General features: G+C 66.1%; 19 protein-coding genes. 9 read left to right on the top strand and 10 right to left on the bottom strand.

What is annotated here, in order from left to right:
* Positions 1-24 precede the first annotated feature (24 nt).
* From ACNJYA_RS34920 to ACNJYA_RS34895, 6 genes are all read right to left on the bottom strand, one after another.
* Positions 25-840 (bottom strand): DUF2076 domain-containing protein, encoded by an 816-nt coding sequence (locus ACNJYA_RS34920; protein ID WP_439401578.1) that lies wholly within the window; start codon positions 838-840, stop codon positions 25-27.
* 124 nt (positions 841-964) lie between these two features.
* Positions 965-1,810, bottom strand: coding sequence for a ChbG/HpnK family deacetylase (locus ACNJYA_RS34915; RefSeq protein WP_439401577.1), 846 nt, complete (start codon positions 1,808-1,810; stop codon positions 965-967).
* Positions 1,807-2,853: a glycosyltransferase family 2 protein gene (locus tag ACNJYA_RS34910; protein WP_439401576.1), complete on the bottom strand. Its 1,047-nt coding sequence runs from the start codon at positions 2,851-2,853 to the stop codon at positions 1,807-1,809. The genes ACNJYA_RS34915 and ACNJYA_RS34910 overlap by 4 nt, the downstream gene beginning before the upstream one ends.
* 99 nt (positions 2,854-2,952) lie before the next feature.
* Complete coding sequence (gene hisG, locus ACNJYA_RS34905) at positions 2,953-3,930, bottom strand: ATP phosphoribosyltransferase (RefSeq protein WP_439401575.1); 978 nt, start codon at positions 3,928-3,930, stop codon at positions 2,953-2,955.
* Between the two features lie 3 nt (positions 3,931-3,933).
* Positions 3,934-5,085, bottom strand: a complete 1,152-nt coding sequence (locus ACNJYA_RS34900) for an ATP phosphoribosyltransferase regulatory subunit (RefSeq protein ID WP_439401574.1) — start codon at positions 5,083-5,085, stop codon at positions 3,934-3,936.
* 131 nt (positions 5,086-5,216) lie between these two features.
* Positions 5,217-5,972, bottom strand: a complete 756-nt coding sequence (locus tag ACNJYA_RS34895) for a 16S rRNA (uracil(1498)-N(3))-methyltransferase (RefSeq protein WP_439364687.1) — start codon at positions 5,970-5,972, stop codon at positions 5,217-5,219.
* Between the two features lie 210 nt (positions 5,973-6,182).
* On the opposite strand from ACNJYA_RS34895, the gene ACNJYA_RS34890 reads away from it, so the two are divergent.
* Together ACNJYA_RS34890 and ubiA are read left to right on the top strand one after the other, a co-directional pair.
* Positions 6,183-6,848 (top strand): hypothetical protein, encoded by a 666-nt coding sequence (locus tag ACNJYA_RS34890; protein WP_212259326.1) that lies wholly within the window; start codon positions 6,183-6,185, stop codon positions 6,846-6,848.
* Between the two features lie 143 nt (positions 6,849-6,991).
* The gene (ubiA, locus tag ACNJYA_RS34885; protein ID WP_439364686.1) at positions 6,992-7,954 is read left to right on the top strand and encodes a 4-hydroxybenzoate octaprenyltransferase; all 963 of its coding nucleotides are present in this window, start codon (positions 6,992-6,994) and stop codon (positions 7,952-7,954) included.
* 124 nt (positions 7,955-8,078) lie between these two features.
* Here ubiA and ACNJYA_RS34880 read toward each other — a convergent pair whose 3' ends face one another.
* Positions 8,079-8,597 (bottom strand): DUF6101 family protein, encoded by a 519-nt coding sequence (locus ACNJYA_RS34880; protein ID WP_212259328.1) that lies wholly within the window; start codon positions 8,595-8,597, stop codon positions 8,079-8,081.
* Positions 8,598-8,860: 263 nt separating this feature from the next.
* On the opposite strand from ACNJYA_RS34880, the gene ACNJYA_RS34875 reads away from it, so the two are divergent.
* The 7 genes from ACNJYA_RS34875 (at position 8,861) to ACNJYA_RS34845 (ending at position 15,166) form a co-directional block, all read left to right on the top strand.
* Complete coding sequence (locus tag ACNJYA_RS34875; RefSeq protein ID WP_212259329.1) at positions 8,861-10,252, top strand: TldD/PmbA family protein; 1,392 nt, start codon at positions 8,861-8,863, stop codon at positions 10,250-10,252.
* 171 nt (positions 10,253-10,423) lie between these two features.
* The gene (locus tag ACNJYA_RS34870) at positions 10,424-11,230 is read left to right on the top strand and encodes a 3'(2'),5'-bisphosphate nucleotidase CysQ (RefSeq protein WP_439401573.1); all 807 of its coding nucleotides are present in this window, start codon (positions 10,424-10,426) and stop codon (positions 11,228-11,230) included.
* A 62-nt stretch (positions 11,231-11,292) separates the two neighbouring features.
* A complete protein-coding gene (locus tag ACNJYA_RS34865; RefSeq protein WP_027575891.1) occupies positions 11,293-11,535 on the top strand; it encodes a DUF4170 domain-containing protein in 243 nt (80 codons plus the stop codon).
* Positions 11,532-12,251 (top strand): lysophospholipid acyltransferase family protein, encoded by a 720-nt coding sequence (locus ACNJYA_RS34860; RefSeq protein ID WP_260381016.1) that lies wholly within the window; start codon positions 11,532-11,534, stop codon positions 12,249-12,251. The genes ACNJYA_RS34865 and ACNJYA_RS34860 overlap by 4 nt, the downstream gene beginning before the upstream one ends.
* Positions 12,214-13,560 carry a 3-deoxy-D-manno-octulosonic acid transferase gene (locus ACNJYA_RS34855; RefSeq protein ID WP_439401572.1) on the top strand — a complete coding sequence of 449 codons (1,347 nt, stop codon included), beginning with the start codon at positions 12,214-12,216 and terminating at the stop codon, positions 13,558-13,560. The genes ACNJYA_RS34860 and ACNJYA_RS34855 overlap by 38 nt, the downstream gene beginning before the upstream one ends.
* Complete coding sequence (lpxK, locus tag ACNJYA_RS34850) at positions 13,553-14,569, top strand: tetraacyldisaccharide 4'-kinase (protein ID WP_439401571.1); 1,017 nt, start codon at positions 13,553-13,555, stop codon at positions 14,567-14,569. The genes ACNJYA_RS34855 and lpxK overlap by 8 nt, the downstream gene beginning before the upstream one ends.
* Positions 14,570-14,830: 261 nt before the next feature.
* Positions 14,831-15,166, top strand: a complete 336-nt coding sequence (locus tag ACNJYA_RS34845) for a GYD domain-containing protein (RefSeq protein ID WP_172787163.1) — start codon at positions 14,831-14,833, stop codon at positions 15,164-15,166.
* A 258-nt stretch (positions 15,167-15,424) separates the two neighbouring features.
* Here the strand turns inward: ACNJYA_RS34845 and ACNJYA_RS34840 are convergent, their stop codons facing one another.
* From ACNJYA_RS34840 to ACNJYA_RS34830, 3 genes are all read right to left on the bottom strand, one after another.
* Positions 15,425-15,610, bottom strand: a complete 186-nt coding sequence (locus ACNJYA_RS34840; RefSeq protein ID WP_246708894.1) for a hypothetical protein — start codon at positions 15,608-15,610, stop codon at positions 15,425-15,427.
* 410 nt (positions 15,611-16,020) lie between these two features.
* On the bottom strand, positions 16,021-16,398 hold the full coding sequence (locus ACNJYA_RS34835) for a TadE/TadG family type IV pilus assembly protein (RefSeq protein ID WP_439401570.1): 378 nt from the start codon (positions 16,396-16,398) through the stop codon (positions 16,021-16,023).
* Positions 16,395-16,835, bottom strand: coding sequence for a TadE/TadG family type IV pilus assembly protein (locus ACNJYA_RS34830; protein WP_257187558.1), 441 nt, complete (start codon positions 16,833-16,835; stop codon positions 16,395-16,397). The genes ACNJYA_RS34835 and ACNJYA_RS34830 overlap by 4 nt, the downstream gene beginning before the upstream one ends.

Below are 16,835 nucleotides of genomic sequence, written 5' to 3'. Positions count from 1 at the left end.
TTTCACATCTGTCGGTCGAATGGCCTACGCGTAATCGCTGCCGCCGTCGTCATCGCCGCCGAAGTCGCTGTTGTCGGCCGCGTCGAAGCTATCGTCGCGATCGTCGCCGTAGTTCTGGTCGTTGTTGTCGCGGTCGTTCGACGCCTGGTCGAAGAAGCCGTGGCGGGACTCCCGGTTTGAGCCGACGTCGTCGAGGCCGGCATCGCGCGCGAGCGAGCCGCCGGACTGATCGCCGCCCCCACTCCAGGGACTGCGGTCGCCGAGCGCGTTGGTGTCGCCAAAAGCCTGCTGGTGCGATCCGCCCATCATGCCGCGGATGCTCGAGAGCAGCAGGGAGCCGCCGACGACGCCGGCCGCGGCCGCCGCCGCCGTGCCCAGGAACGAGCCGCCCCCACCGCCGACCGGCGGAGCGCCATAGCCCTGACCCGGACCCTGGCCATAGGCCTGCCCATAAGGCGGAGGTGCGCTGTAGCCCGGTTGGCCCTGCTGCATCGCCTGGCCGCTGTTCCACGTCGGCCGCTGCTCACGCGGCGGCACATTCGGAACCGAGCCGCGCGAGGGGCTCGAGCCGAACAGGGTGTCGCGCATGGTGTCGAGGAAGCCGCCGGACTGCGCCTGCTCGGGCGCATGGGCCGCTTCCAGCTCCTGGATGCGGGCATTGGCGCGCTTCAGCGCTTCGTCCTGGACCAGCGTGGTCTGCACCAGCGCGTAGATGGCGCCGGGCGCCTTGCGCAGGCCGTCGGAGATCGCGGCGATCGCATCGGGATCGCGCGGTGCATTTTCCAGCTTTGAAAGCCGGTCGAAAAGGTCGTCGACGAGCTGGCGTTCCTGCGGCGTCATGATCTGTCTCCTTCGCGCCAAACCAAGCGCGAAAGGAGATGTAGGGTTCCAATGTGGCCCCAACAGTGCCGGCCGGATTAAATTTCGGTATGCGACAAGCTGGCTCTGGCGCGCTTTTCGTCGTTCATCCCAGTGTCACGTTGCTGTCCGCCAGCAGGCGCGCGAAGGCATCGCCCGCGAGATAGGCGTGCTCGCGCTCGCGGACGTCGGTCATGGGATCAAGGCCGGTGAGGACATCATCGACGAAGCCGGGATGGCACATCACGAGGCCGCCATCGGGAAGGCCTTCCAGGAATTGCCGCATCAAGGCGCCGAAATCGGCGGCGCGCGTGAAATCATAGGCGCCGGCGAAACCGGGGTTGAAGCTGAGGCCCGCATGGCCGGCGCGGCGGCGGAATTGCGCGCTGAGACCATCGAGCACCAGGGCTTTCGGTGAGGCCAGCCGCTGCCGAAGCGGCAGGTCGCGGCCGCCCTGGCGCACCCAGGCCTTTGGCGCAGCCTCGGCCACCGCATCGACGAAGCCGTCGCGCACCTGCGGGAAGAGCTGCACATGCTGGTGACCGTCGACGAAGTCAGGGGCGCGTCCGAACGCGTCCATGAAGGCGGCCAGCTGCGCCTTCACTTCGTTGCGGATGAATTCACGGTCGAGCCGCCGCATCAATCCGGCGCGCAGCAGCTTGGGAAAGGCGAAGAACATGTCGCCGTCCAAGGGGCGGAAATGCATGGTGAGCGGCCGGAATGGCGCCGACAGCGTCACGTGCAATCCGATCGCGCAACGCGGGCTTTGCGTTGCCGAAGCCTGCAGCGCCTCGACGTCGCCGCGCGCGATCGCAGGCCCCACCATCATCACCGAGGTGGCGTTGAGGCGGCCGCGTTCGATCAGGTCGCGGATGGCGCGGTTGACCCCCGGGCTGATGCCGTAATCGTCGGCGCAGAGCCAGATCCGCCGCGCCCTCGCGGCCACGCTCATTCGGCTGCCGTCCTGCTCGCGGCCTCATCGGCCTTGCCGGCTTCGAAATGCTTCTCGCTGTGCTCGGCGACGAAGTAGATCGGACGCGCCTTCAGCTCGGAAAGGATCTTTCCGATATATTCGCCGACGATGCCGATCATGATGAGCTGCACGCCGCCGATCGTCATCAGGCCGACCACGAGCGAGGGATAGCCCGGGACCTGCTTGCCTGTGGTCCAGACCTCCCAGAGGATGGACAGGCCGAACAGGAAGGCGCCGCCGGCGAGAATGACGCCGAACAGGCTGGCGAAGCGCAGAGGCGCCACCGAGAACGACGTCAGGCCCTCGATCGAGAGGCCGAGCAGGCTCGCGGCGTTGAAGGTGGTGACGCCATGTGAACGCGCTGCGGGCTCGTAGTCGACGCGGATCTGGCGGAAACCGATCCAGCTGGCGAGGCCCTTGAAGAACCGGTTGCGTTCCGGCAGCTGCCTCAGCGCAGCGACCGCGCGCGGCGACAGCAGGCGGAAATCCCCGGCATCTTCGGGAATCTTCTGGCGGGCGCCCCAATTGATCAGCGCGTAAAAGCCGTGCACGGCGAGGCGGCGCAGGAATGGCTCGTTGTCGCGATGCGCTTTCGCGGTGTAGACGACGTCATAGCCGTCATCGATCCAGTGCCGCACCAGCTGTTCGACGAGCGCCGGCGGATGCTGGCCGTCGCCGTCCATGAACATGACGGCGCCGAGGCGGGCATGGTCCAGGCCCGCCATCAGCGCGGCCTCCTTGCCGAAATTGCGCGACAGCGACACCACCTGAACGTCGATTGCGTCGGCCGGCAATGACCGCGCGATCGACAGCGTCGCATCCTTGCTGCCGTCGTCGACATAAACGACCTCGCAAGACAGGCGATAGCGCTGCCGCAGGGTCCTGGCGAGCTCGCAGATGCGCTGGTGCAGGGCCGAAAGGCCCGCCGCCTCGTTATAGACGGGGATGACGATCGACAGCCCCTTCGCTGCGGCGTTGGCTGCGGTGGTCGTCATGCCGGAAACGTCAGAGCCCAGCGTCATCGATCAAGGTTCCAGAGGCGGTCAAAGGTCATCTCAACAGCATATGGTAGCAGCCGTTTGCTGTCGCTACGCTGAACGGAGCTGCTCAAAACGTCGGGCTCACCGCCGCAGGAACGCCTCGAGCTTGGCGAACAGCGGGTTCTCCCGGTCGAACACGTAGTCGAGCGAGACCACCGAGACGGTCTCGGCGCCATGCTCGCGCAGGAAGCTCGCCAGCGCGTAGAGCTGCCCCGGTGGGCAGTGCAGCGTCAGCATGCCTGACGAGGTCGGGCCGCCGAACGGCGCTTCCACGCCGAACCGGCTGTGGGCGTCGCCGAGCAGGGCGGCATCGCATTGCCGGAAGCGGGTGCGGACCTCGCGGTACTTGTTGGCCCGCGCTCGGGCTGCGATGTGGTCGAGGATGACGCGAGCCGTCTCGCGCGCCTGCGGCGACCAGTCGGCCTCCTTGGCGGCCACCAGATTGGCCTGGCTGCGCAGGATCACGCCGTCGTCGAGCACCCGCAGGCCGTTGGCGGCGAGCGTCGCGCCGGTCGTGGTGATGTCGACGATCAGCTCGGCGCTGCCGGCCGCCGGCGCGCCCTCGGTGGCGCCTGCGCTTTCGACGATGCGGTAATCGGTGATGCCGTGAGCCTGGAAGAAGCCGCGGGTGAGGTTGACGAACTTGGTCGCGACCCGCATCCGCATGTGATGCTGCTCGCGGAAGCCGGTGGTGACGTCGTCGAGGTCGGCCATGGTGCGGACGTCGATCCAGGCCTGCGGCACCGCGACGACGACGTCGGCATAACCGAAGCCGAGCCCCTCGATCAGCGACACGCGCTTGTCGGCATCGGCGATGTTCTCGCGCACGAGATCTTCGCCGGTGACGCCGAGATGGGCAAAACCGCGGGACAATTGCGAGGCGATCTCGCTCGCCGAGAGATAGGCGACCTCGACATTGTCGAGCCCTGCGATGGTGCCGCGATAGTCGCGGGCGCCGCCGGCTTTCGACAGCTTGAGGCCGGCCCGGGCAAAGAAGGCCTCGGTGTTTTCCTGCAGGCGGCCCTTGGAGGGAACGGCCAGAACGAATGGCGCGCTCATGACTTAAGCTCCCACCTTGCGGCCGATCCGGTTCAGCGCGTCTACCCAGACCGAGAAGCCGACCGCGGGGATCGGCTCGGTCGAGCCGAGCTGGGTCATCAGCCCGTCGTAGCGGCCGCCGGCGACCAGCGGCTCGGCGCCGTTGCCCCTGTGGTGCAGCTCGAATTCGAAGCCGGTGTAATAGTCGAGCCCGCGTCCGAACGCGGTCGAGAAGCGGGTCTGCTTCACATCGATGCCGCGCGCGGCCATGAAGCCGACCCGGCTCTCGAACTGATCGATCGCGGAAGCGAGATCGAGCTTCGCGTCCGTCGTGAGTGCGCGCAGCTCGGCGATGGCATCGTCGGGATTGCCCGAAATCGACAGGAAGCGCTTGAGCACGGCGATCGCCTCGCGCGGCAGCGCGCCGCCCTTCAGCGTCGATTGCTCGAGGAAGCGATCGGCGATCTCGGCCGTGGTGCGGCCGCCGACATTGGTGGTGCCGGCGATCGACATCAGATCGGTGACGAAGGCGAGCGCCGCCTTGCGGTCGGAGCCGGCAAGGGCCGCCAGCACGCCCTCATATTCGCTGCGCGTCGCGGTGGTCGCGGCCGCCAGCCGCTCCAGATCCTGCTCCAGGCTGATCTTGCGGTTGAAATCCTTGACCAGGCGGCGGCGCCAGACCGGATAGAGGTTGAGCGCGTCGAGCAGCGCATTGAACAAGGCAACATCGCCGGTGCGGATCTCGACGTCGCGGACGCCGAAGGCGGCCGTCGCCTCCAGCGCCAGCGCCAGCATCTCGGCATCGGCCGCGGCGCGGTCCTGACGGGCGAATGATTCGATGCCGGCCTGGAGGAATTCACTGGCTTGGCCGCTGCGGTAGCGGAACACCGGACCGAGATAGCTGAACCCCGCCGGCTGGCCGGCCCGGCCTGAGGCGAGATAGTCGCGCGCGACAGGAATGGTCAGGTCCGGGCGCAGGCAGAGCTCCTCGCCGGAGAGGTCGGTGGTCAGGTACAAGCTCTTGCGGATGTCCTCGCCGGAGAGGTCCAGGAACGGCTCGGCCGGCTGCAGGATGGCGGGCTCGGCCCTGACATAGCCGGCCTGCGCGAACGACAAGAGCAGCGTATCCGCCCAGGCGGCGGAGCCGGCAGCATTTGAGGTGGCAGTCGCGGTCATCTCAGGAGTCCATCGTCCCGGCGGAACCGGGCAGGGCAAGGGGAGGCGAATTGGCGCAGGCCTTAGCATGGCCCGACAGCGGTTTCGACCTCCAAAGGATCAATCGCTTAACGGGTGGGCAATGCGCAGGATCAGGTGCTCTTGCCGCCCCAATCGCCCAGCACCGCCTGCACCAGCGCCAGGGCGGCGACGGCGGCGGTGTCCGCCCGCATGATGCGGGGGCCGAGCGCCAGCCGCAGGATCTTGGGCTGGCGCAGCAGCAGCGCCCGCTCTTCCTCGGCAAAACCGCCCTCCGGGCCGATCAGCAGGTCGATCCCGTGCCTGGCCTCGCGCGCGCCTTGCAGGCTCTGAATCGGATCCTGGACCTCCGCTGCCTCGTCGCAGAAGATCAGCAGGCGATCGGCGGGACGCTGGCTCAAGAAGCGCTCCAGCGGCACCGGCTCGGCCACGCTGGCGATGCTGAGGATGCCGCATTGCTCGGCCGCCTCGACCACATTGGCGCGCATCCGCTCGGTATTGACCCGTGAGGCCTGGGTGAACCGGGTCAGGACGGGCTGCAGGGCCGCGGCGCCCATCTCGATGGCCTTCTGCACCATGTAATCCAGCCGGGCATGCTTGAGCGGGGCGAACACGTAGGTGAGGTCGGCGAGCCGGTCCTGGGGCCGGGTCTGCTGGAGGATCACGAGGCCGTCCGGCCGCTTGCGGCCTTCGATGGCGGCCTGCCACTCGCCATCCCGGCCGTTGAAGGCCAGGACCTCGGCTCCGGCGCCGAGCCGCAGCACATTGCCGAGATAGTTGCTCTGGTCGCGGTCGAGCGGCACCCTGGCGTCCTGGGCCAGGGGGGCATCGACGAACAGGCGCGGGGCGCGAAAATCGTGGGAAGGCATCGCTTTGGGGGTCCGGTTACCGGCTGTTCTTAACCGAAAGGCGCCATTCCGGGGTAAATATTGCCAATCTGGTGCGTCCCAGCGCCGCGCTCTCGCCCTATTCCACGGGTTGTTAAGCGCCGGCGGGAATCGTAAAAACGCGAACACGCTGGTCACGCTTCAATTGGGAAGCCCTGAACCCCGTAAGCTCCTGCCGGAGAGACTGTCTTGATGATCCGTCATTTGATGGTTCCGCTCGCTGCCGCCATGGTCGCCATGAGTGCCGCCGGCGCTTGTGCGCAAAGCGCCTTCCCGGCGCCACTGCCCAACCAGGCTTCGAACAGCTCGCCGTTTCCGCCCGTGAACGGCTCGGCGCCCACCGCGTCGATGGGGAGCGCGCCGCAATCGTCCTTTCCCGTCAACGGCGCTGCCCCGGTCGGCGGCGGCGCCGGCGGCTTCAGCGCGGCTCCGCCGACGCAGGCCGGTCCCGGTGAGGACTGCATGAAGGCGTTCATGCCCCTGCGCGAAGAGGCCGAGAAGCGCGGCAAGCTGATCAAGGCCGCGAGCGACCGTCATGCGCAGCCGGACGAGGCCTGCAAGCTGATCCGCAACTTCAGCCAGGCCGAGTTGAAGATGATCAAGTACATCGAGGCCAATGCCTCGAAGTGCGGAATCCCGCCGCAGATCGGCGCGCAAATGAAGGAAGGCCACAAGAACACCGAGGCCATGCAGACCAAGGTCTGCAACGTCGCGCAGCAGATGCAGAATCAGCCGCGCGGTCCGGCCGGTCCGTCGCTGAGCGAGGTGCTGGGCTCGGGCTCGGCGCCCGAGGCCAATGCCGGCAAGAAGGGCGGCAGCACCTTCGATACGCTCAACGGCAACGTCCTGACCCGATGATACACGTGCCGCCGATTTGAAGTTCCTACGGTGCTCGCCGCGAGATCCTCATAGGAACTTCAAATCGATAAGCGGCACGTGAATTTATAATTTTCTGGCTTGTGCCCTTGTAGTTTTCGAAGTTCGTACCGGAATACGCCGCGATGGAATACGAACTTCGAAAACTGGGCACTAGCACATCCGCCCGCGTTGCCGATTCCACCGGCAACTGGGTCGATACGCTCGCGCCGCATTGGGCGCGGCCTTACCTGCGCCTGTCCCGCTTCGATCGCCCGATCGGCTCCTGGCTTCTCTTGATGCCATGCTGGTGGTCGGCGGCGCTGGCCGCCGGCATGGCGCATGACGTGCGTGGTCTGCCGCTCACCATCGTGCTGTTCTTCATCGGCGCCTTCGTGATGCGCGGGGCCGGCTGCACCTGGAACGACATCACCGACCGCGACCTCGACGACAAGGTCGAGCGTACGCGCTCGCGGCCGCTGCCGTCCGGGCAGGTGACCACCAGGCAGGCGCTGGTCTTCATGATCGCGCAGGCGCTGGTCGGTCTCGTGGTGCTGCTGCAGTTCAACCGCTTCGCGATCGCAACGGGCATCGCCTCGCTCCTGATCGTTGCGATCTATCCCTTCATGAAGCGCATCACCTGGTGGCCGCAGATCGTGCTCGGGCTCGCCTTCTCCTGGGGCGCCTTGATGGGCTTTGCCGTCACCTTCGGCCGCATCGATGTCACCGCGCTCGTGCTCTATGCCGGCGCGATTTCCTGGGTGATCGGCTATGACACGATCTATGCGCATCAGGACGCCGAGGACGATGCGCTGATCGGCATCAAGTCGACTGCGCGCCTGTTCGGTGCGCATACGCGCCAGGCGCTGGTGCTGTTCTACGGGCTCGCGGTGATGTTGATCGGCGTCGCGCTGGCATCTGGCGAAGCGCGCTGGCCGGCCTGGCTCGGGCTTGCCGCCTTCGCAGCGCATCTGGCCTTGCAGATCGTGCGGCTGAAGATCGACGATCCCGGGCTGTGCCTTCGCCTGTTCAAGTCGAACAAGCATGCGGGTCTGCTGCTGTTTGCGGGATTGCTCGCGGACGCGATGATGCGAGCGCAGCTCTCGTAGGGTTGGGCAAAGGCGCTTGCGCCGTGCCCACGATCTCTCAATGATTGACAAAGCGGTGGGCACGCTTCCGCCTTCGCTCTTCGAGCTACGGCGGACAAGTCGCTTTGCCCACCCTACGGCACCATTAATTCCTCGCGATGATCTCGCGCTCGTCGCGGTGAACCAGTAGCTCGCGCGCCATGGCGGTGCGCCGGCGCATCAAGAATTTCGGACGGCGGGCGCGGATTGCGTTGGCGCGGCGGCGGCGCGGTGCGGGCTTGCGGGCGCCCTCGTCGAGCTGCGGCAGCGCGAAGATCTCGCTCCAGATCGTCCAGGCCTGCGCGATCTCGTCCGCGTCAGTGCCGATCAGCAGCGGGATGGACAGCGAGGGATCGCGGTGCACGAGAACGAGCGTCTGCGCCTCGTCATTGCCGCGCAAGGCAACGCCGGTGAAGTCGGCGACGCGCACGTTGATCGCCATCTGCATGCCGCGCACGGCACGGCGCAGCACGACGCGCTCGCGATGAAGCTCGATCTGCCTGACATGTCCGTCGGCGCGCGGGTCATGCGCATCGAAGCGGACCGGAAGGGAAAGAGGGTCGAGCCGCAACGAGCGGCTCGACCCGGCGGGGTTAGCCCCGCATGTTGCTGTTTGACGCCTCACGGCTTCGTTCTCCCCGCCGGGATTATGTTCCCGGTCGATGCGAGGACCTTAGCGCGCGGCGGTCCGAAACCGCTTAAAAAGGCTGGTTAACCCACCGTCACTGCACCTCATGATTGACAAGACCTTGGCGCGCATGATTGACGAGACGTTGCGCCGACGTCGCGAATCTGAGCTTTTGGCGGGCTGAAAATGCTTGAAGTCCGCGCTATCAGGGCACATCTGTGGGTTCCGGTCCCGAACCCCGCCCCAACAGGATTTCGTTCGTGAACTCTTCACCAAGCTCGACGCTTTCGACTACCGCCAATCGCGACCTGCTCGATCAGTCCGCGCTCTCCGATCTCGCGCAGCGGCTGGTCGAGGCAGCCAGGCGCGCCGGCGCCGATGCGGCCGATGCGGTCGCGGTGCGCGGCGTCTCGCAAGGCGTCGAGGTCCGCGACGGGCGCGTGGAGGAATCCGAGCGGTCGGAGGGCGACGATGTCGGCCTGCGCGTGCTGGTCGGCCAGCGCCAGGCGGTGGTCTCGACCAACGATGTCAGCGGCGATGCCGTCACCAAGCTCGCCGAGCGCGCGGTCGCGATGGCGCGCGTCGCGCCCGACGACAAATTTGTCGGCCTCGCCGATCCTGCGCTGCTCGCGCGCGACTTCCCCGATCTCGACCTGCTCGATCCCGCCGTGCCCACGACCGCCGAGCTCGAGCGTCGCGCGCTCGCGGCCGAAGCTGCGGCACTCGGCGTCAAGGGCGTGACCAAGTCCGGCGGCGCCTCGGCCTCCGCCGGCATCGGCGGCATGGTGCTCGTCACCTCGACCGGCTTCCACGGCTCCTACCTGCGCTCCAGCCAGGGCATTTCCGCCACCGCCATCTCGGGCGATGGCACCAGCATGGAGCGCGACTACGACTTCACCTCGGCGCCGCATGGCGCCGATCTGCTGTCGCCGGAGGTCGTCGGCCGTTCCGCCGGTGAGCGCACCGTGGCGCGCTACAATCCGCGCAAGGTCGAGACCTGCAAGGTGCCGGTGGTGTTCGATCCGCGCGTCGCCGGCTCGCTCGTCGGCCATCTCGTCGGCGCCATCAACGGCGCCTCGATCGCGCGCAAGACCAGCTTCCTGAAGGACAAGCTCGGCCAGCAGCTGTTTGCGAAAAACATCCGCATCATCGACGATCCCTTGCGCAAGCGCGGCCTGCGCTCGCAGACCTTCGACGCCGAAGGCGTCGCGGTGAAGCGGACCGCGCTGGTCGACGACGGCGTGCTGACGACCTGGCTGCTCGATTGCGCCACCGCGCGCGAGCTCGGCCTCACCACCACCGGTCACGCCCATCGCGGCGTGTCTTCCTCGCCCTCGCCCGGGCCGTACAATCTGCATCTCGAGCCCGGCACGCCAACGCCGGCCGAGCTGATCGCCGACATCAAGCAGGGCTTCTACGTCACCGATCTGATCGGCTCCGGGGTCAACGGCGTCACCGGCGATTACAGCCGCGGCGCCTCCGGCTTCTGGATCGAGAACGGCGAGATCACCTATCCCGTCAGCGAAGTGACGATCGCCGGGCACCTGTTCGAAATCTTCAAGTCGATGCAGCCGGCGAACAATCTCGAATTCCGCTACGGCGTCAATGCGCCGACGGTGCGCATCGAGGGTTTGACGCTTGGCGGACGCTGATCGAGCTGTTGCAGCTTGGCTCACCTCTCCCGTAGGGAGAGGTCGCGCCGGAGGCGCGGGTGAGGGGACCGCTCTCTCGTGGGGCCTGAGCCCTCTCACCCGATTTGCTGCGCAAATCGACCTCTCCCCGATGGGGAGAGGTGTTCTCGCCGTGCCACGCGATTGAACCCGATGGCAGCTGCTCTCGACGACACGATCCTAACCCGCGACGCGGCGCTGCTGAAGGATACGGTGCGGGAGGCGGGCGCGCTGGCGCAGTCGATGTTCCGCACCGAGCTGCGGAAGTGGACCAAGGGTGCGTCCTCGCCGGTCTCGGAGGCCGATATCGCCGTCAACGATCTGCTCGAAGCGCGCCTGCGCGCAGCGACGCCCGATTATGGCTGGCTGTCCGAGGAGAGCGCCGACGATGCGGCGCGGCTGTCGCGGCGGCTGACCTGGATCGTCGATCCCATCGACGGCACCCGCAATTATCTCGGCGGCCACGATGAATGGTGCGTCAGCGTGGCGCTGGTTGAGGACGCTTCGCCGGTGCTTGCCGCCGTGTTCGCCCCGGCCACCGACGAATTCTTCTTCGCAATGCGCGGCCAGGGCACGACGCTCAACGACAAGCCGGTGCGCGCGACGAGCGGATCCGAGCTCGACTTCGCCCGCGTCGCCGGCCCGAAGCCGCTGGTCGAGCGGCTGAAGCCGTCGCTCGGCGAGATCAAGCTGCACCGGCGAATCGGCTCGCTGGCGTTGCGGCTGTGCCGGGTCGCCCATGGCGCGCTGGATGCGGCCTTCGCGGGCGGCAACAGCCATGATTGGGACCTTGCGGCGGCCGATTTGATCGTGCAGGAAGCGGATGGTAGGATGAGCGACCTCTCCGGAGAACCCATCCTCTATAACCGCCGGGAAGTGGCGCACGGGGTGCTGGTGGCAGCGGGACGCGATCGTCATGCGGGCATTGTCGCGCATTTTCGCAATCGTCCCTTAGCCTAAGGCGCTTTCGCTCGTGCTTCTCGAACACTGCTTTGCCGGGCAGCCCGCTAGGAACAGAACTCATGCCAGATAGTGCCCCGCAACAACTGCTCCACCTCGTCATCGGCGGCGAACTCGTCGACCTCGAGCACAACACCTTCAAGAATTTGGACGACGTCGATATCGTCGGCCTCTATCCGAACTATGCCACCGCCCACGCCGCCTGGCGGGCCAAGGCGCAGAGCACGGTCGACAACGCGCAGATGCGCTACTTCATCGTCCACCTGCATCGGCTGCTCGATCCGAATCAAGAACCGGCGCGTTGAAAAAACTGCTTCGCAATACGCTGCGAAGCAGCTGGTTTCAGCGTGCCGTCGGGGTCCTGGCGGCCGAATATCTGCGTCTGGTCTGGCGGACCAACACCTTCACGATCGATCCGCCCGACATTTATGAGCGCGTCGAGCCGCAGCTCCCTGCGATCTTCGCGTTCTGGCACGGCCAACATTTCCTGACGCCCTTCATCAAGAACCAGAACAAGGCCTCCTATCGGGCCAAGGTGCTGATCTCCCGGCACCGCGACGGCGAGTTCAATGCGATCGCCGCCGAGCGGCTCGGGATCGGCACGATCCGCGGTTCCGGCGACCATGGCGGCGCGTTTCACCGTAAAGGTGGCGTCGGCGCCTTCAAGGAAATGGTGCGGACGCTCCAAGCCGGTTGTAATGTCGCGCTGACCGCCGACGTCCCCAAGCGCTCGCGCGTGGCGGGGCTCGGCATTATCATGCTGGCACGGGAATCGGGACGGCCGATCATGCCTTTCGCGATGGCGACCAGCCGCTTCGTCCGGCTCAAGAACTGGGACCGCACCACCATCAATTTGCCATTCGGGCGGGGCGCATTGGTCGGCATCAAGGAAATCCACGTTCCCGCAGATGCCGACGCCGCCATGATGGAGACGTTGCGGCAGGAGCTGGAAGACACCCTGAACGAGGCGACCCGCCGCGCCTATGCGCAGCTCGGCCGTCCGGGACCGGAAGATGCCTAAGTCGCTGCCCATTGCGCTGCCGATCACGCTGCGGATGTACCGGCGCCTGGCCGCCGGCCTGGTGCCGCTTGCGCCTGCGCTGATCAAGCGGCGGCTGAAGCAGGGCAAGGAGGATCCCGCGCGCGTCGGCGAGCGGCGCGGCCTGTCCCGCGACGTGCGCCCGCATGGCCCGCTGGTCTGGATCCACGGCGCCAGCGTGGGCGAGGTGCTGGCCTCGGCGGCGCTGATCGAGCGCCTGCGCGAGCTCAATCTGCGCATCCTGCTCACCTCGGGCACGGTCACCTCGGCGGCGGTCGTCGCCAAACGCTTTCCGCCCGACGTCATCCATCAATACGTGCCGTATGACTCGCCGCGCTACGTCGCGCGCTTCCTGGATCATTGGAAGCCGTCGCTGGCGCTGTTCATCGAATCCGATCTGTGGCCGAACCTGATCCTCGCCGGCGCGGCGCGCCGGGTGCCGATGGTGCTGATCAACGGACGGATGTCGCCGCGTTCGTTCCCGCGCTGGCGGCGCATGCACGGCACCATCTCGGCGCTGCTGTCGCGGTTCGACATCTGTCTTGCACAGTCGAAGACCGACGCCGAGCGCTTTGCCGCGCTCGGCGGCCGCGACGTCGTCACGACGGGGAATCTCAAGCTCGACGTGCCGGCGCCGCCGGCCGATCCCGCCAAGCTCGAACGGCTGATGGCCATGACGCGTGGGCGTCCGATCATCGTTGCGGCCTCGACCCATCCGGGCGAGGACGAGATGCTGATCGCGGCGCATCGCAGCCTGGTCGGCTTCTTCCCGCAGCTTCTCACCGTGATCGTGCCGCGGCATCCGGATCGCGGCTCCTCGATCGCAGGCCTGGTCACCGCATCCGGGCTGAAGCCCAGCTTGCGCTCGCGCGAAGAGCTGCCGACGGCGACGACCGACGTCTATGTCGCCGACACGATGGGCGAACTCGGCCTGTTCTATCGGCTCTCGGAAATTGTCTTCATGGGCGGATCGCTGATCCACCATGGCGGGCAGAATCCGATCGAGGCGATCAAGTTGGGCGCCGCGATCGTCCACGGTCCGCACGTGTTCAACTTTGCCGACGTCTATGAGGCGCTCGATACGAACGGCGGGGCGCGGCAGGCCGACACGCAGGAAGCGCTGGTCAAGCAGCTCGGCCAGCTGCTGGCCGATCCCACTACGCGCGACAAGATGCAGCGCGCAGGCACGGGCGTGGTCGAGCAGCTTGGCGGTGCGCTCGATCGCACCATGACCGCGCTCGAGCCCTATCTGTTGCAGTTGCGGATCGAGATGGGGGCCGCCAATGCGTGAGCCGGCCTTTTGGTACCGGCCACGCCCCCTTCAATCGTATGCGCTATGGCCGCTCGGTGCGCTCTACGGCGCGATCACCGCACGGCGCATGCTGCGCCAGGGCTTTGACGCCGGCATCCCCGTGATCTGCGTCGGCAACTACCATGTCGGCGGTGCCGGCAAGACGCCGACCGTGCTGGCGCTGACGAAGCTCCTGCGCGAGCTCGGCGAGACGCCTGTCGTGCTCAGCCGCGGCTATGGCGGGCGCCTGAAGGGTCCTGTCATGGTCGACCGCGCGCGCCACGATGCGTCCGACGTCGGCGACGAGCCCTTGATGATGTCGCGCGACGTCCAGGTCGCGGTCGCGCGCGACCGCCTCGACGGCGTCGCGCTGGCGAAGTCGCAAGGCGCGACCGTGATCCTGATGGATGACGGCTTCCAGAACCCTGCTCTGTTCAAGGACGCCTCGCTGATCGTGATCGACGGCGAGCGCGGCCTCGGCAACGGCAAGGTGTTTCCCGCGGGCCCCCTGCGCGCACCGCTCGAGGTGCAGCTCGCGCGCACCGACGCGCTGGTGCTGATCGGCGACGGCAATGCCGCCAACGATGTCGCGGCGGAGATCGCGAAGCGGAACAAGCCCGAGCTGCGTGCGCGCCTGAAGCCGGATGCGGCCTCGCTCGCGCAGCTCTCCGGCAAGCGGGTGTTCGCCTTCGCCGGCATCGGCGATCCCGAGCGCTTCTTCCGCACCCTGCGTGCGAGCGGCGTCGAGGTCGCGCGCACGCGCGCCTTCGCCGACCACCACATGTTTTCGCAGGACGAGATCGCAGCGCTCGCAGCCGACGCTCAGCGCGAGCAGCTCACGCTGGTGACCACGGAGAAGGATCTTGCACGCTTGCGCGGCCGCGAAGGCGTGCCTGACGGCATCGTGCCGTTCGCCGTCCAGCTCGAGTTCGATGACCCGGCAAAGCTGCGGCAATTGATCAGCGATCATCTGTACAGAGCGCGCGAGCGAAGGTTCAGCGCGCGCTGATCTCGCAACGTGAGGCAACGTCTCTGCCCTAGTCGCAAAACGCGAAGTGTCGTGGCTGGCGAATCTTCTTCCGCGCGTTCGGCAGTTGATGTAGCCTTGCATGAGAGCCGTCACCGGGACGTGCCGAAGTCCCGGGAATCATCGACGGCGTTGATGCCCACGGCGGGCAATGAATCTTCATCATGTCAGGTGCAGCGGCCGTAACGACCAGTTCGCAACGGCACGGAGAATTATTGCCAACAATTCAGAGGAGAACTTGCCATGCATTTTTGCCTCACCGGACAATACACGCCACGCGCTCTCAATGCCATTTTGGAGAATCCCACGACCAATCGCCAGGAGGCAGCTCGAAAGCTCATCGAAGCGGCCGGCGGAAAATTGGTCTCGATGTACAGCGTCGCGGCCGACGGCCCCGGCGTGCTCGTGATTTTCGATGTGCCTGATCCCAGCGCGGCTCCGGCCATTTCCGGCCTGACCGTGACGGCCGGTACGCTGCAGAACGTGAAGCTGGTTCGGTTGTTCACGCAGGACGAGATCAAGCAGGTCCGCCAGAACGCGGCGAAGCTGCGTCCGTCGTATTCGCCGCCGGGCAGCTGATCTCCGGACCCAGGGCGCAGCCGCCGTTGTCGGACGACGCGGCGGCTGTACTCATGTTTAAAGCCGAAATCATGTCTGCGACGCGCCGAAGGGGCATGCTCACCACGCGCCGGCGGCCATCAATCCGATGATGGTCAGGCACGACATGCAGGCCACGACGACGGTGTAGCATTCGGGTGTATTCATTGCCGTCTCCCAAACTGTTGCCAATTGCTTGGTCACTGCTACGCGGGAGTGATCGCCGGTCTTGCAGCCGCTTCAATTCGGCAGGCCGTGACCGGACTTGCTGTATGCGTCCGTCGTCTCGTCGTCCACTTGCGTCGCAGGATGATAATCTGCTGCGATAGCTTCTGCGCGCTCAGCTGCGATCAGAAGCTGTTTGCGCATTTCAGCGAGACGGGCGCGGCAATATTCACGATAGAGCAGTTCGAAAATGGCGGGCATGATCACCCCCATCGACTGACTTTGGATTACAGATATTCCACCGCGAATTTTCAAGGTGATCGGTAGCCCGTCGGGTGGCTCTTCGATATGAGCCCGTTCACAGACCGCGCCAATTCCAATGCTCGATGGCTGTTTGGTTGACCTGATCGTCCGTGCGATAAAAGAACAGGGCCAATTACCTAACATGCACTATAGCAGTGCTTTGTTTCAGCAGAACTTCATCAAACAACTCTAAGGCGCCGAACCGCAACAAAAAATCCAACCACAACGCGAAACGACTCACCAACGGCTGCAACGAATGTAGAACGCAATCGACCCGCACGGCAGAGACCATCTTGCCGAATTGCCGGCAATGCGGCGCGGGCACATCGCCCTTTTCCTTCGCGCGGCAAAGCCGCCTGCCGGCAACCTCAACTCGGAAAACATGCACGCGCGGTCAGCGTCACCGGGGACAGGTTGATGATCTGCGGAAACTCGAATGAATAGGTCGCGCTGACCTGGTTGCCGCACGCGGCCGTGGCAAAGGTGAATGTTCCCGGAGGGAGCGTGAGGCCGAAGGCCTGCTGGGCAGCGTAGGTCGTGATCGCACTGCTGCTCGGGCAGAGCGTGTTGTTGACGGTCGCGCAGCGCGCCGCCATTTCGCTGCCATGCTGGATTCCCAGCTGGGTCCAGAACAGCAATCCGCATTCGACGATCCCGAATATGAACAGGAAGAACACGGGAGCGGTCAGCGCAAATTCCAGTGCCGAGGCGCCGCACGTGTCTCGCCATAGTGCGGTGAGCTTCACTGCAGCCTCGTGGTGGACTGCGCGGTGTAGGTGTAGGTGGCCGCCACGATCTGATAATCGATGATCGTATAATACGTCGCCCGCGCCGAGACCGTCGTGTATGTTCCGGCCGGCGCACCGCCGGTGCAGACCGTTCCGCAGCTGGTGGCGCTGACTCCCGCACTCGTTGGACATCCGCAGAATTGGACCGGCGGAGGTGAAGCGGTGATGTTGGTCGCGCTGGTGGCGCTTGCGACCGCGTTCGCGATGCCGTTCGTGTCGAAGCCGCGCGCGATCGCGTACTGGGCTCCCGCTTGCGCGGCATTTTCGAGCTGCATCTTGCGATAGAGGGCAAGCCCGATGTCCGTGACCGAGACGACCATCAGAGACAGCAGGGGAATCAGGATGGCGAATTCGGCTGCCGCGACGCCCCGTTGATCGCCGGCAGCATTGCGCAC

It is taken from the genome of Bradyrhizobium sp. BLXBL-01 (assembly GCF_051853025.1).
Lineage (GTDB): Bacteria > Pseudomonadota > Alphaproteobacteria > Rhizobiales > Xanthobacteraceae > Bradyrhizobium.
Note: the sequence above shows the minus strand (reverse complement) of the source record. Positions and strands in the feature narration are given on the sequence as shown.

Coding starts and splice junctions, on each gene's coding strand:
- ACNJYA_RS34920 (WP_439401578.1), bottom strand. CDS start 840: ATGACGCCGCAGGAACGCCAGCTCGTCGACGACCTTTTCGACCGGCTT.
- ACNJYA_RS34915 (WP_439401577.1), bottom strand. CDS start 1,810: ATGAGCGTGGCCGCGAGGGCGCGGCGGATCTGGCTCTGCGCCGACGAT.
- ACNJYA_RS34910 (WP_439401576.1), bottom strand. CDS start 2,853: ATGACGCTGGGCTCTGACGTTTCCGGCATGACGACCACCGCAGCCAAC.
- hisG (WP_439401575.1), bottom strand. CDS start 3,930: ATGAGCGCGCCATTCGTTCTGGCCGTTCCCTCCAAGGGCCGCCTGCAG.
- ACNJYA_RS34900 (WP_439401574.1), bottom strand. CDS start 5,085: ATGACCGCGACTGCCACCTCAAATGCTGCCGGCTCCGCCGCCTGGGCG.
- ACNJYA_RS34895 (WP_439364687.1), bottom strand. CDS start 5,972: ATGCCTTCCCACGATTTTCGCGCCCCGCGCCTGTTCGTCGATGCCCCC.
- ACNJYA_RS34890 (WP_212259326.1), top strand. CDS start 6,183: ATGATCCGTCATTTGATGGTTCCGCTCGCTGCCGCCATGGTCGCCATG.
- ubiA (WP_439364686.1), top strand. CDS start 6,992: ATGGAATACGAACTTCGAAAACTGGGCACTAGCACATCCGCCCGCGTT.
- ACNJYA_RS34870 (WP_439401573.1), top strand. CDS start 10,424: ATGGCAGCTGCTCTCGACGACACGATCCTAACCCGCGACGCGGCGCTG.
- ACNJYA_RS34865 (WP_027575891.1), top strand. CDS start 11,293: ATGCCAGATAGTGCCCCGCAACAACTGCTCCACCTCGTCATCGGCGGC.
- ACNJYA_RS34855 (WP_439401572.1), top strand. CDS start 12,214: ATGCGCAGCTCGGCCGTCCGGGACCGGAAGATGCCTAAGTCGCTGCCC.
- lpxK (WP_439401571.1), top strand. CDS start 13,553: ATGCGTGAGCCGGCCTTTTGGTACCGGCCACGCCCCCTTCAATCGTAT.
- ACNJYA_RS34845 (WP_172787163.1), top strand. CDS start 14,831: ATGCATTTTTGCCTCACCGGACAATACACGCCACGCGCTCTCAATGCC.
- ACNJYA_RS34840 (WP_246708894.1), bottom strand. CDS start 15,610: ATGCCCGCCATTTTCGAACTGCTCTATCGTGAATATTGCCGCGCCCGT.